This window comes from Pantoea sp. ABR1s (assembly GCF_057812235.1).
In genome coordinates this window covers 710,179-724,166 of record NZ_CM173823.1, presented here as the reverse complement: position 1 = coordinate 724,166, position 13,988 = coordinate 710,179, and the positions used below count along the sequence as shown (strand labels likewise).

Annotated in this window: 12 protein-coding genes and 1 tRNA gene; 1 reads left to right on the top strand and 12 read right to left on the bottom strand. The window is 54.3% G+C overall.

Translation table 11 applies throughout. The annotated features are described in order from the left end of the window. Positions 1-281: 281 nt before the first annotated feature. The 3 genes from ACXKZD_RS03450 to ACXKZD_RS03440 form a co-directional block, all read right to left on the bottom strand. Positions 282-446, bottom strand: coding sequence for a con-10 family general stress protein (locus ACXKZD_RS03450; protein WP_004571242.1), 165 nt, complete (start codon positions 444-446; stop codon positions 282-284). 746 nt (positions 447-1,192) lie between these two features. Continuing rightward, on the bottom strand, positions 1,193-2,158 hold the full coding sequence (locus ACXKZD_RS03445) for a diguanylate cyclase domain-containing protein (RefSeq protein WP_425002387.1): 966 nt from the start codon (positions 2,156-2,158) through the stop codon (positions 1,193-1,195). A 634-nt stretch (positions 2,159-2,792) separates the two neighbouring features. Then, positions 2,793-2,868 (bottom strand) — tRNA-Phe (locus ACXKZD_RS03440). Between the two features lie 223 nt (positions 2,869-3,091). On the opposite strand from ACXKZD_RS03440, the gene ACXKZD_RS03435 reads away from it, so the two are divergent. Then, a complete protein-coding gene (locus ACXKZD_RS03435; RefSeq protein ID WP_488981867.1) occupies positions 3,092-4,411 on the top strand; it encodes a methyl-accepting chemotaxis protein in 1,320 nt (439 codons plus the stop codon). Positions 4,412-4,437: 26 nt separating this feature from the next. Here the strand turns inward: ACXKZD_RS03435 and mrdA are convergent, their stop codons facing one another. The 9 genes from mrdA to osmY all read right to left on the bottom strand — a co-directional run bounded on the left by mrdA (position 4,438) and on the right by osmY (position 13,962). Then, complete coding sequence (gene mrdA, locus ACXKZD_RS03430; protein WP_223566077.1) at positions 4,438-6,309, bottom strand: penicillin-binding protein 2; 1,872 nt, start codon at positions 6,307-6,309, stop codon at positions 4,438-4,440. Positions 6,310-6,528: 219 nt separating this feature from the next. Further along, positions 6,529-7,242 carry a purine-nucleoside phosphorylase gene (gene deoD / locus ACXKZD_RS03425; RefSeq protein WP_010248951.1) on the bottom strand — a complete coding sequence of 238 codons (714 nt, stop codon included), beginning with the start codon at positions 7,240-7,242 and terminating at the stop codon, positions 6,529-6,531. 26 nt (positions 7,243-7,268) lie between these two features. After that, positions 7,269-8,492 carry a phosphopentomutase gene (gene deoB, locus ACXKZD_RS03420; RefSeq protein WP_010671093.1) on the bottom strand — a complete coding sequence of 408 codons (1,224 nt, stop codon included), beginning with the start codon at positions 8,490-8,492 and terminating at the stop codon, positions 7,269-7,271. 95 nt (positions 8,493-8,587) lie between these two features. Then, positions 8,588-9,916: a thymidine phosphorylase gene (deoA, locus tag ACXKZD_RS03415; protein WP_060681058.1), complete on the bottom strand. Its 1,329-nt coding sequence runs from the start codon at positions 9,914-9,916 to the stop codon at positions 8,588-8,590. A gap of 62 nt (positions 9,917-9,978) precedes the next feature. Continuing rightward, positions 9,979-10,758: a deoxyribose-phosphate aldolase gene (gene deoC, locus ACXKZD_RS03410; protein WP_010248957.1), complete on the bottom strand. Its 780-nt coding sequence runs from the start codon at positions 10,756-10,758 to the stop codon at positions 9,979-9,981. 248 nt (positions 10,759-11,006) lie between these two features. Beyond that, entirely contained in the window at positions 11,007-11,804 is a 798-nt protein-coding gene (locus ACXKZD_RS03405) for a TatD family hydrolase (protein WP_488981866.1), read from the bottom strand. Next, positions 11,801-12,853 (bottom strand): patatin-like phospholipase family protein, encoded by a 1,053-nt coding sequence (locus ACXKZD_RS03400; RefSeq protein ID WP_488981865.1) that lies wholly within the window; start codon positions 12,851-12,853, stop codon positions 11,801-11,803. The genes ACXKZD_RS03405 and ACXKZD_RS03400 overlap by 4 nt, the downstream gene beginning before the upstream one ends. A 220-nt stretch (positions 12,854-13,073) precedes the next feature. Next, on the bottom strand, positions 13,074-13,235 hold the full coding sequence (locus tag ACXKZD_RS03395) for a DUF1328 domain-containing protein (RefSeq protein ID WP_003848537.1): 162 nt from the start codon (positions 13,233-13,235) through the stop codon (positions 13,074-13,076). A gap of 112 nt (positions 13,236-13,347) precedes the next feature. Further along, positions 13,348-13,962, bottom strand: coding sequence for a molecular chaperone OsmY (gene osmY, locus ACXKZD_RS03390; RefSeq protein WP_010671097.1), 615 nt, complete (start codon positions 13,960-13,962; stop codon positions 13,348-13,350). Between the last annotated feature and the right edge of the window lie 26 nt (positions 13,963-13,988).

The following is a 13,988-nucleotide window of genomic DNA, read 5'->3' as shown; positions in this document are numbered from 1 at the left end:
AAAGTAATAAATCGTTGTATACATTTTTTAAGATTAACTGCATAAAAAAGTACCAGTCAAAAACTTACCTGTACAAAGTTGTATTTAACCGTATAGCTTTAATCGATCGGAAATAAAAAACCGGAAGGGTAAACCCTTCCGGTTCAATTAACAGCTCCCGCCATTGCCAATGATGGAGCAATGACATAATTCAGGGTGTAATTATCTTCACGAGGAACTAAACAGATTCAAAATGCCCGGCTAACAGAGTAACCCTGCCGTCACAGCAGTGTTAAAGACGTTCAGCTCCGGCGGCTAACCTTACCTCCCTTGCGCCCCGCTTCAATGGCACGTTCAGGATCGTTCTTGAAGTTGCCGCCGCTTTTCTGGCCACCTTTGCGTCCTGCTTCAGCAGCACGCTCTTTGTCGGCCGCAAAATTCCCGGCCCCACCGCGATATTGAGTCATATGCGTCCTCTTTGAATTTTAAAAATTGGAATTTGCACAGTTAACGCTTCATCAGGCCGATTCAGCAACATAAATGTAGACAGAAAATCGGACCGATCAAGTGAGATAAATAAAAAACCCGTCACAGTTCTGGCTTAATGATCGTACTACCCTCAACCGAAATGATAACGGATTCCAACCATCGCTCTTTTCAATTCATAAAAGAGCCGCGGCATGAAAAATCTTTATAACGAAAATCGCCGCGCCCTATTAATCGATCTTTTTCAAAAAAAGTCCAATTGAAAAAAATATAAGCGAAGCGGTAAATAGATAGATTAATCAACATCAGGTAGTGAAGATGATCAACAAACGATCAATTTCCCCAAGCGAAGCGCTAAATAGAAATTTAAAACCCTGCTTTTACGTCAAAAATAAGCGAAGCGTGACGCATTGATGGCACCAGTTAAAAATAGCCGGAATCGATCAATAAACGATCAATTCTGCTGATTTAATGAAAATTTTTATTAAAAAGAGAGGTCAGATTTAGCGATGAAATTTGAATCTAAGCGAAGCGGATGAATTTCTGCTTCCTGAGGGCAAAAAACGGGTTTTCGGAATAGTACTAAAAAGCATTTTCTGCGGGGATACGCATAAATTTTGCATGCCTGCGAAAAGGGGAACTCAACGTTATGAATGAGATGGCGCAAAGCCATGAGGGGGAGATTGTGCGTTAATGGCAGGCAAAACATATGCCCTGTTCAGCAGAGTCAGAGGGAGTCGGGAAAAGTGGAATCAAAAGCGACACCGCGCTTGCCATTTTTCTTGATGCGGTACATCGCTTCATCAGCACGCTGCAGTGAAGTATCAAAGTCATCTTTGTCCTGCGCCTGAGACACACCGACAGACGCCCCAATGAGGGCATGCCCGTTTGCCATATCAAAAGGTGTCATTACCGCGTCAAGACAGGCGTGCGCCAGTGTCTTTACCCGCGGATGGTTCAGCGCCAAGGGTATTAACAATACAAACTCGTCGCCGCCCAGTCGGCCAATGATCACCTCTGCCGGAGAGAGTTCCGTAAACCGCTGACTTAACTGGATGAGGACTTCATCTCCGCTGCGGTGCCCCAGGGTGTCGTTGACGTGTTTGAAGTTATCCAGGTCAATAAAGACCACGCAGAGCGGTCCCTGAGCTTTCATTTCACAGAAATAATTCTGCAGAGCATGACGATTGTTGAGCAGCGTAAGGGGATCGTGCAGCGCCAGCAGGGCGAGCTGCTCCTCATATTGCTTCTCTTTGGTCATATCGATGTGAGTGCCGATCACTTTAACCGGCTCTCCGTGCGCATTCCATTCGCTGACCCGGCCCCGGTCCAGCACCCACGTAATGCTGCCATTTTTGGCGATCATGCGGTGCAGAGCCTCGTAATAAGGCGCTTTCCCGGCGATGTGGTCGTTGAATGCCTGTAGAACGTCGGCGGCATCATCGGGATGCAGGCTCTCTTTCCAGGATTCAAAGTTGGCGTCGGTCTCTTTCGGCTGGAAGCCCAGCATCGCCCCCCAGCGCCGGTTGAAGATCACCAGTTTGCCGCTGGGAATATCCAGCTGCCACAGGAACAGCCCGGTACCATCCAGCGCCGCATTGAGTTTTGTGCGGGCGTCATGCGCTATACGCTTCAGACGCGCATTGTGCTTTTTGAGGTTCTGTATCTGCAGACGCAGCGCTTCTTCTGACATAACCGTGTAAGAGGAGGAAAAAGGGGTATTGTGCCTGTCAGGCTGATTCTGTAAAGGGTGGCTTATAAAACACGATTAGCCGCGGTCAATTGCAGGCTGGACAGGATATCAGGCGGTACCAGTCTGGCAACGCAGCACAGAGGCGAAGCGGCAAATTGGTTTCGCCATGAAATCTGTTTGTGTTGCTACAGGGTTGAGAAGTGGAATGGGCGCGGGAGAGGCGAAATTCGGAATGTTCGGGAATGGCGGGAGTCTGTCGAACCTTCGATGACGGGTTCGCCCCATAAACGCAAAAACCCGCCAGAGGCGGGTTCTTTAAAGATGGTGCCCGAACCCGAAAATGCCGGGAGCATTTTTGCATCGCGTGCCAGCGCGGCCCGAAGGGCGAGCCACAGGGATGTGGCGAGTGAATCGAACCTTCGATAACGGGTTCGCTCCAGAATGCAAAAACCCGCCAGAGGCGGGTTCTTTAAAGATGGTGCCCGAACCCGGACAAAAATGCCGGGCGCATTTTTGCATCGCGTGCCAGCGCGACCCGAAGGGCGAGCCACAGGGATGTGGCGAGTGAATCGAACCTTCGATAACGGGTTCGCTCCAGAATGCAAAAACCCGCCAGAGGCGGGTTCTTTAAATATGGTGCCCGAACCCGGAATCGAACCAGGGACACGGGGATTTTCAATCCCCTGCTCTACCGACTGAGCTATTCGGGCAACGGGGCGCATTAAACCAAAGCGGCCCGGCAGCGTCAAACGCTTTTCACCAAAATCAAATCGACTGACCGCTTTTCCATCAACCCAAAGAGTGGGTCTGACCTGCCGCCATAAACCTCTCTGTTGGCCGGATATATTTTAGTCAGAAAGCAGGCAGAGTCTGCATTGTGACGCGAAATTGCCGATATAGCATGCGAGACCAACACTAATAATAAGGATCGCCATGTTTTCCACCATTACATCAGGTATCGCTTCCCGTCACAGCTGGCAGAAGCGTTCACACTCAGCGGCAACGCTGAGCTCTCTCAACGGCTCCATCGCCATGATTGAATTCTCTCCCGATGGCTCCATTCTCAGCGCGAATGCGCTGTTTCTGGCGCGCATGGGCTACACGCTGGCGGAGATCGAAGACCAGCACCACAGCCTGTTTTGTACCGCAGAGCAGCTTAAGTCGCGGGACTATCAGGATTTCTGGCTGCGACTGAACCGGGGCGAAAGCTTCAGCGATAAGTTCCTGCGCGTGGCGAAAAACGGCCGACCGGTATGGCTCGAAGCCAACTATGTGCCGGTGCAGAACCGCCATGGCCGGGTGATTAAAATCGTCAAACTGGCAACCGACATCACCGATCATATCAACGATGCGCAGGAGCAGCGCGCCATCACCACCGCCATAGAACGGTCGATGGCGGTAATCGCTTTTAACCTCAAAGGTGAAGTGCTGAAAGCCAATGACAACTTCCTGAAAACCATGGGTTATCGTCGTGAGGAGGTAGAAGGTGTTCACCACCGTCGCTTCTGCTCGCAGGCGCTGCGCGACAGCCGCGAATATAGCGAGTTCTGGCAGCAGCTGAACCGCGGCGAATTTGTCTCAGGTCAGTTTCCCCGGGTCAATAAACGGGGTGAGATTATCTGGCTGCGCGCCACCTATAATCCGGTGTTTGACGAACAGGGCAGGCTCTACAAAATCGTAAAATTCGCCACTGATGTGACCGCGCAGGTGGAAAAGAATCAGCAGGAACATGATGCGGCACAGCGGGCTTATCACACCGCGCTGCAAACGGATGAAAGCACAAAGCTGGGTGCCGATGTTATCGCCAGCAGCGTGCAGACCATGAACGCCCTGGCGGGTGAACTGCAGGGGATCTCCGGTGATATTACCGGCCTGAGTGAATCCTCAGAGCGTATCGGCGCGATTGTGGAGGGCATCCGCCGGATAGCCGATCAGACTAACCTGCTGGCGTTGAATGCCGCTATTGAAGCGGCGCGGGCCGGAACCCATGGCCGCAGCTTTGCTGTAGTGGCTAATGAAGTCCGCACGCTGGCAGCAAACATCAATCGCGCCACCACCGATATCGAAAATCGGATACAGCAAAACCATCAGCTGGCGAGCCGGGCACTGAAAGGGATTGAATCCAACCTGAAGCGCGCCGATCAGGGCGTACAGCTGGCCCACGAGGCGGGCGGCGTGATTGCGGAAATCCGTGAAGGCGCAACGGATGTAGTACGCGCCATCGGCCAGGTGACCAAAACGCTTAAAGTCTGACGCTCTGCGGGGGCAACCGCCCCCTTTTAAGGTGTTGCCTGAACCGGCGCTTCTGGCACCGGCGGGATAAAGATATGATCCAGAATCGCCCGCATTACGGGTGCCGCAGTAATTCCTTCGTTGCCACCATTCTCCAGAATTAACGCTACCGCCACTTTCGGGTCATTAAAGGGCGCAAATGCGGTGTAGAAGATATGGTCACGTAACCGTACCGGTATCATCTTCGCGTTATAGGTCTGGTTCTGGCGCAGGCTGAACACCTGCGACGTCCCGCTTTTCGCAGCGATGCCATAGGGTGCCGTGTGGAAATATTTATAACCGGTGCCGTTGGGTGCGTTAGCCATGCCAAACATCGCGTGGCGTACCAGCGACCAGTAAGGTGAATGAGGATCGCCAATCTGCGCTTCATGCTGCTGCGGATGATAGCTCTCCACCAGCGTGCCGCGCTGGGTTTTCTCCAGCAGATGGGGGGCAATGACCCGACCGTTATTAATCAGCGCCACCATCGCTTTCACCATCTGAATGGGTGTCGCAATCCAGTAACCCTGCCCAATGCCAACGGACACCGTATCACCCTGATACCAGGCCTTTTTATGCACCTTCTGCTTCCACTCCCGGCTCGGCAGTAAGCCGCTGTACTCCTCATTCAGGTCGATACCGGTCGATTTACCATAGCCAAACTGGCTGAGCATGGTGTGAATGCGATCGATGCCCATCATAAACGCCACCTGGTAGAAGAAGGTGTCGGCGGACTCTTCGATTGCCCGCGTCACATCCAGCATGCCGTGCCCGGTTTTTTTCCAGTCGCGATAGCGCCGGTCCGTGCCTGGCAGCGTCCAGGTAGGTGCGCCAAAGAATTGCGACTGCGGCGTAATCACATGAGTCAGCAGCGCCGACATCGCCATGTAAGGCTTCACCGTGGAGGCGGGCGGATAGAGTCCCTGCGTGACGCGGTTAATCAACGGCAGGTCTTTATCCTGTAGCAGCTTTTTATAGGCCTGATAGCTGATGCCTTTCACAAACGGATTGGGATCGTAGCTGGGGCTGGAGACCATCGCCAGCACGGAGCCGTCGTGCGGATCTTCAATCAGCAGCGCCGCACGCTGCCCCGCCAGCAGGCTTTCCACATACTGTTGCAGGTGCAGATCCAGCGTCAGCGTCAGGTTTTTACCCGCGACCGGCGGCACCTCTTTCAGCACCCGCACAATGCGGCCATGATTATCCACTTCCACTTCCTGATAACCCGGCTTGCCGTGCAGCAGCGCTTCGTAATAGCCCTCAATCCCCTGCTTACCAATGTTATGGTCAGCCGCATAGTTTTCGGCGATGCCTTCCGCATTCAGCCGTTTATAGTCGTTATCGTTGATTTTCGACACATAACCGATCACATGCGCCAGATCCGCGCCATAGGGATATTCACGATCCTGGTAGGTCTCAATGCTGGCGCCGGTGAAGTGAAACTGATTGACCGCAAAGCGGGCGACCTGCTCTTCAGTCAGCTCCTCTTTCAGCACCACCGGCTTGTAACGGCTGGTCTGCTTCAGCGCATGGCGGAAGGTGTCGATTTCGTCCGGCGTCAGATTAACGATCGGCGTGAGTGCCCGCAGCGTGGCGTCCATGTCGCTGATTTTGTAAGGCGTCAGCGTAATGGCATACCAGCTGACGTTTCGTACCAGCGGAATGCCGTTGCGGTCATAAATCAGCCCACGCGTCGGCGCAATGGGGATCATTTTGATGTCGTTCTGGTTGGAGCGCGTCTGGTAATAGCCATGGTCGCGCACCTGTAAGCGAAAAAGGTTTACGCCAAGAATGGTGAAACAGAGACAGACCAGAGCAAAGGCTATTGCAGCGCGGCGGGCAAACAGCTTCTCTTCAGCTTGGAAGTTACGAAAGTTCATCAGGGGGCATTATCAGGCGATTAATTATTATCTGTTATTGCGCACCATGATAAAGCGCGATCGCGGGCGTGCCAGCGCGAAGATGCACAAGCCTGACCAAAAGTGTGTCATTTGATGTGAATGTTACCGGGACGGCGAGGCGGGAAAATGCAGATCCCCCGGTTAAGGGGGATCTGCGCAAGGGGATCGGGCAGCAGGCGTCAATGCCTGCCACGCTGATTAATCACCCAGCAGAACAGACTCCAGCGCAATCTTGATCATGTCGTTGAAGGTGGTCTGACGCTCAGCAGCGGTGGTCTGCTCGTGCGTACGGATGTGGTCTGATACGGTGCAGATGGTCAGCGCTTTAGCACCGAACTCTGCGGCCACACCGTAGATACCTGCAGCTTCCATCTCAACGCCGAGGATGCCATATTTTTCCATCACGTCGAACATCTGCGGATCCGGGGTGTAGAAGAGATCGGCAGAGAAGATGTTACCTACGCGCGCTTCAACACCCAGGTTTTTCGCCGCATCAACCGCGTTACGCACCATGTCGAAGTCAGCAATCGCAGCAAAATCGTGATCTTTGAAACGCATACGGTTCACTTTGGAATCGGTGCAGGCACCCATACCAATCACGATGTCACGCAGTTTTACATCGGCACGCACGGCACCACAGGAGCCCACACGGATGATCTTTTTCACGCCGAAGTCGGTGATCAGCTCTTTGGTGTAGATGGAGCAGGAAGGAATACCCATTCCGTGGCCCATTACAGAGACTTTGCGGCCTTTATAGGTGCCGGTGTAGCCCAGCATCCCGCGCACGTTGTTCACTTCTACCGGATTTTCCAGGAAGGTTTCAGCAATGTGCTTTGCACGCAGCGGATCGCCAGGCATCAGCACGACGTCTGCGAAATCGCCCATTTCAGCATTAATATGAGGGGTTGCCATTGTTTAATCCTTGTTAAATTGCTGATTTACAGCATGTTCTTGCCATAGTCCATCTCGGACAGGCCAAAATAGTGTGCAATTGTCTGACCAATATCGGCGAAAGTTTCGCGGTAACCGAGTGAACCCGGCTCGACTTTCGGTCCGTAGATAAGAATCGGAATGTGCTCACGCGTGTGTTCAGTACCTTCCCACGTCGGGTCACAGCCGTGGTCAGCGGTCAGGATCAGAATGTCATCTTCTCCGACTAACTCCATCAGCTCAGGCAGACGACGGTCAAACAGCTCCAGCCCGCCCGCATAACCGGCAACATCACGACGATGTCCCCAGGTTGAGTCGAAATCAACGAAGTTAGTGAAAACAATCGCCTGATCCGGCGCAGTTTTCATCTCCTGAATCGTGGCGTCAAACAGCGCATCCAGACCGGTCGCTTTGACCTTTTTGGTAATGCCCTGCTCAGCATAGATATCGGCGATTTTACCCACGGAGATCACGTGACCGCCCTTCTCATCCACCAGCTTTTTCAGCATGGTGGCGGATGGTGGCTCAACTGCCAGGTCGTGACGATTGCCGGTGCGCTCGAACTGACCCGCTTTGTCGCCCACAAACGGACGGGCGATAACCCGGCCAATGTTGTAGCCACCTTCGGTCAGCTCTTCACGGGCGATTTCGCACAGCGCATAGAGTCGATCCAGACCAAAGGTCTCTTCGTGACAGGCGATCTGGAACACCGAGTCCGCAGAGGTATAGAAAATCGGCTTGCCGGTTTTCATGTGCTCTTCGCCCAGTTGGTCGAGGATCACCGTACCTGAAGAGTGGCAGTTCCCGAGATAGCCCGGCAGATCTGCACGCTCAACCAGTTTGTCCAGCAACTCCTGTGGGAAGCTGTTCTCTTTGTCGCTGAAGTAGCCCCAGTCAAACAGCACCGGCACACCGGCGATCTCCCAGTGGCCTGACGGCGTATCTTTACCTGACGAAAGCTCGCTGGCGTAAGCGTACGCGCCGGTGATTTTCGCCTCAGGATCCAGACCTGCCGGGAAGCGGCCGGTCGACAGCTCTGCGGCTTTGCCCAGACCCAGCGCGGTAAGATTAGGCAGATGCAACGGGCCTTTACGTCCCTTGTCTGCTTCACCCCTGAAACAGGCTTCGGCGATGTGACCTAAAGTATCCGAACCTGCGTCGCCGAATTTATCGGCATCTTTACTGGAGCCAATTCCAAAGGAATCGAGAACCATAATAAAAGCACGTTTCATGCAAGTCTCCTGCGCATTGGCGCGTGACAAGTCAAAAAAAAGCGATCAGATCAGTATACCCGAATGCATCGCAGCTGGCACCGGTTACCGGTCAGTTAGCTGATATCGCTCACACGGCGATAGACAACCGGCGTCTCAGCCGGGGCGGAATCACCGAGCACCAGCGCGGCTTTGACCGCCGCGGCGGCCTGCTGCCATTTGTCTTCGCTGCTGGCGTGAATGATCGCCAGTGGACGCTGCGCATCGGCACGTTCGCCCAGGGTGATCATGTCGCTTAAGCCGACGCTGTAATCAATGCTGTCGCTGGCACGCTGACGTCCGCCGCCCATTGCCACCACCGCCAGACCCAGCGCACGGGTATCCATGCTGCTGACGATGCCTGGCTGGTCGGCATACACCGGCTTGCTCAGCATCGCCTGCGGCAGATAAGCGTCGTAGCGTTCAACAAAATCGGCAGGTCCCTGCTGGGCAGCGACCATACGACCAAATACCTCGGCTGCTTTGCCGTTATCCAGCACCGTCATCAGCTTCTGACGCGCTTCGGTGTCGCTGGCGGCCAGTTTGCCGGAGACCAGCATTTCGCTGCAGAGCGCCAGCGTCACTTCCAGCAGGCGCGGATTCCGCTCTTCGCCCGTCAGGAAGCGAACCGCTTCACGCACTTCCAGCGCGTTACCGGCTGAGGAGGCGAGAACCTGGTTCATATCCGTCAGCAGTGCGGTGGTCTGGCAGCCTGCGCCATTAGCGACGCCAACAATTGACTGCGCCAGACTTTCTGACGCCTCATAGGTTGGCATAAACGCACCGGAACCCACTTTGACATCCATCACCAGTGCATCCAGCCCTTCTGCCAGCTTCTTCGCCAGAATCGAGGCGGTAATCAGCGGGATCGAATCGACGGTGGCGGTGATGTCACGCGTGGCGTAGAAACGCTTATCCGCCGGTGCCAGCGAGCTGGTCTGGCCGATAATCGCCACACCCACCTGCTTGATGATCTCGCGGAAGCGATCATCGCTCGGGAAGATATCGAAGCCCGGAATCGCTTCCAGTTTATCCAGCGTGCCGCCGGTATGGCCAAGGCCACGACCCGAGATCATCGGAACATATCCGCCGCAGGCCGCGACCATCGGCCCTAACATCAGCGACGTCACATCGCCGACGCCGCCGGTCGAGTGCTTATCCACCACCGGGCCATTGAGATTAAGTGATTTCCAGTTCAGTACCGTACCGGAATCACGCATCGCCATAGTCAGCGCGACCCGCTCAGGCAGCGTCATGTCGTGGAAATAGATGGTCATCGCCAGCGCGGCAATCTGACCTTCCGAAACGGTGTTATCACGCACGCCATTGATGAAGAAGCGAATCTCCTCTTCAGTCAGCGCATGGCCGTCACGTTTTTTGCGAATTATTTCTTGTGGCAGGAACAAGGTAACCCCCTGGTTCAGGGAAATCAGGATGGGGAACAGGCGGTCAGCGACCGCCTGAAGGATCAGTAACCCGCTTTGCTGGTGTCGCTGTCATGGCCCAGGGTGTTGAGCAGGCTCGCCAGCAGGCTTGAAGCACCAAAGCGGAAATGACGCGCATCGGCCCAGTCGGCACCCAGCGTCTCTTCCGCCATTTTCAGATAGATAGCGGCATCTTCAGCGGTGCGCACGCCACCAGCGGGCTTAAAGCCAACCTGCTGGCTGACGCCTTTATCACGGATCACGTTCATCATGATCTGCGCCACTTCAGGCGTGGCGTTAACCGGCACTTTACCGGTAGAGGTTTTGATGAAATCGGCACCGGCATCAATGGCAATCTCAGAGGCCTGACGGATCAGCGCTTCCTGCTTCAGTTCACCGGTTTCGATGATCACTTTCAGCAGCACATCTGCTTCGGCACAGGCGGTTTTACAGGCTTTCACCAGATCGAAACCGACCTGACTGTTACCGGCGATCAGCGCACGATACGGGAACACCACATCCACTTCATCGGCACCGTAGGCGATAGCGGCGCGGGTTTCTGCCAGCGCAATATCAATGTCGTCATTGCCGTGCGGGAAGTTAGTCACCGTGGCGATGCGGATCTCCGGAGTTCCCTGCTCGCGCAGCGTTTTACGGGCAATCGGAATAAAACGCGGATAGATACAGATTGCGGCGGTGTTGCCTGCCGGGGATTTGGCCTGATGACACAGGGCGATCACTTTTGCGTCGGTGTCGTCGTCATTCAGGGTGGTTAAATCCATCAGTTTCAGGGCGCGCAGGGCAAGGTCTTTGATATCGGTCATGAGGCTCTCCAAAGGATCGGGGTGCAACCCACCGGCTCGCCGGCGGAATGTTATAATAATAACACTCTGGTGCGGCCTGATATGTGCCAGGAGTCACATAGAAATAAGAAATTAGTGCAACATTGCCACGTTTACTGTGACTAAAGTTACAGATAGCGGTACCTGATGGTCATTATACGCCAGCGGGTGTAATGTTACTATTATCACATTTAAGCGCGAAGGCTGCAGGTCGGGTGAGACACGGGCGGTCAGTTGCGCAGCGCCGGGAAAGCGGGATCGAGCTGAAATAGCTTCTGACTGTTGTGCCACAGCGCATCAGCAATCTCCTCCGGTGACTCTTCTCGCAGGCTGCAGAGCACCTCCCACACCTGACGCGCCCGCTCCGGACGATTAGGCTGGCCCTGAAAGCCCTGCAGCGGCATATCGGGTGCATCGGTTTCCAGCAGCAGCGAAGAGAGCGGCAGCTGCGCCACAGTCTGGCGGGTTTTGCTGGCGCGTTCATAGGTAATGGTCCCGCCGATGCCAATCGCATAACCCAGCTTAATAAAGGCCTGCGCCTGCTGCAGGCTGCCCGCGAAACCATGCACCACGCCACGGCGCGGCAGATCGTAACGACGCAGAATCTGCGCCAGCTTGTCATGAGTGCGGCGCGAATGCAGGATCACCGGCAGCTGATACGCTTTCGCCAGCTTAAGCTGCGCCTCAAGAAAGCGTTGCTGCTTATCAAACTGCGGATCGTCGCGATAGAGATCCAGCCCGATCTCGCCGATCGCCACCAGCTTACGCGGCCGCTGTTGCAGTAAGGTTTCCAGCTGGTCGAGATGGGCCTCCTGATGATTTTCGATAACGATCGGATGCAGGCCCAGCGCGGCATAGAGCGCCTGTTGCGCCGCGGCTAACGCGCAGACCCGCTCAAAGCGGCTGGCATCGATTGCCGGAACGATAATCTTTTCCACGCCAGCTTCTGCAGCACGTGCCAGGCTGCCAGAGATATCCCCTTCAAACGGCGGGAAATCGAAGTGGCAGTGCGTATCGATAAACTTCATGCCAGCGATCCTTTGTCGTAATCAGCATCATTATCCGCCAGCGGCGGTGTGATGATGAGGCGGGTATCGGGTGCATTGGCTACCGGAGCAGGCGGCGTAACGATACGCGCCGTGGTCATCGGTTCCGCATCGCTCAGCCACTGGCCCAGCGTGGCGAGGAAATAGCGACCACAACGCCGTCCCAGATGATAATCCTGATTCAGTGAAGCGATGCGGCTCCCCAGCGCACTGCTGGCCAGCGCATGCGGCGGAAAGATTTCGATAATGCGCAAATCATCGGGCGGATTCTCAATGAACTGCTGAATTTCCCGATAGCTCTGTTCATGCTTATTCAGCACGTTAATCATCGGCTGCAGTGCGCCGGTGCTGAGCCAGCGTTCCATCCGCTTAAACCATTTCGGGGTATAGAACATCTGCGACGGCACGGTGCGGATCACCACAATGGTATCAGCGCCACGGCGGGCGGCTTCACGCACCGGAATCGCATCGCTGATGCCGCCATCGAGATAGCTGATCCCTTCCAGACTGACCCCCAGCCGGTAAAAACCGGGAATGGCACTGGAGGCTTTGATCAGATCCAGCCAGTTATCGGCGGTCGGGTTGAAGTAGCCGGGCGTGTAGTCGTCACTGCGGCAGGCGCACATATAAAACTCGCGGCCGCTGGAGAACAGCTGCTCCGCGCTGCTCATCGCCAGCGGAAATTCACTGCGGGTAATATCTATCAGCCAGTCGAGGTCGATCAGATTGCCACCACGCACAAAGCGCAGCGGATCAAAAAAGAGTTTACTGGTGGTATAGCGGGTAATCACACGTCGGGCATAGCCGGCCTGACCACAGACAAAGGCAGAAAGATTTTGTGCACCGGCAGAGGTGCCGAGCATCAGCTGAAAGGGGTTGAATCGGGCACGCTGAAATTCATCTAACACGCCTGCGGTGAAAATGCCGCGTTGACCGCCGCCTTCACAAACCAGCGCAATTTTCTGAGATTTAAACGGAGTCAGGGCCAGAGGTTCAATGGCGCCGAGCGTGACAGGAATGCGTATACCCACTGTGCGAACCTCAAAAAGCGGTTCCGGGTCTGCTGGAGGATCGATCCGTTAAAGACGGCAGCATTCCGGAGAACCAGTCATATGTTCCTTTAACCGGCAGGCCAGCTGGGCTGGCTTGCCTTGCAGCGATGTGAAGGTGTCCCTCTCTTCACGTCAGTCGCTACAGATGACTGGTCTCCGCTCTATGCTTTGCGTTGCATTACACTGCAGGACTCATCGGCTAAAGCTTTTTACGGCCGGTAAACAGGCTGATGAGGAACAGGATAATACCAACGACGAAGACAACTTTAGCTGCCCATGCTGCTGTGCCCGCTAAACCGCCAAAACCTAACGCTGCAGCGATCAGTGCGATCACCAGAAAAATAATGCCCCAACGAAACATAAGCCTCTCCTTACCCTATTTAAAAATCGAATATTTTAAAATCGATCTGCTTATTTCATCCCCGGATGGGTATCTTTTATTCGTACGGCCACAGAAGTGGCCGTACGCAAGCTTAAGATTTAACCGTCAGGTCATTCTTAACGCTTTTCACGCCTTCAATGGCTTTAGCAATGCTTTCTGCACGATCTGACTGTGCCTGATTAGCAACCTGCCCTGAAAGCTGAACAACGCCGTCTGTGGTCTCAACTTTTACGTTGCGCGACGGAACAATGTCATCCGCTAATAGCTTAGCTTTAATTTCGCTGGTCGTGGCGGTATCGCCCGCATAACCTTTCATTGATGATGCTTTGCTGTCTCTGACGTGTAGTTTGTCACTGACGGATTTAACACCTTCGATTTTCTGCACCACAGCCACAGCTTTCTCAGCCTGATCCTGTGAGGTGACGAAACCGCTTAAGGTCACGACGCCGCTATGCGTTTTTACCGAGATATCCGTGCTTTTAATTGCGTCATCATCTACCAGCGCCGCTTTGGCTTTGGCGGTGATGCCGCTGTCATCCATATAACCATCGACTTTTTTCATAGAACTATCGATTTTTGAACCCGCGCTGTCGGCTGTCTGTGACGCTTTCTGCGACATTGATTCGTCAGCCAGTGCGCTGCCGCTGATCAGTGCTGAGCCAATCATGGCGGCCATCAGGGTTTTAGCAATCTTAGTCTTGTTCATCGATATCTTCCTTCTATCAGTTAACT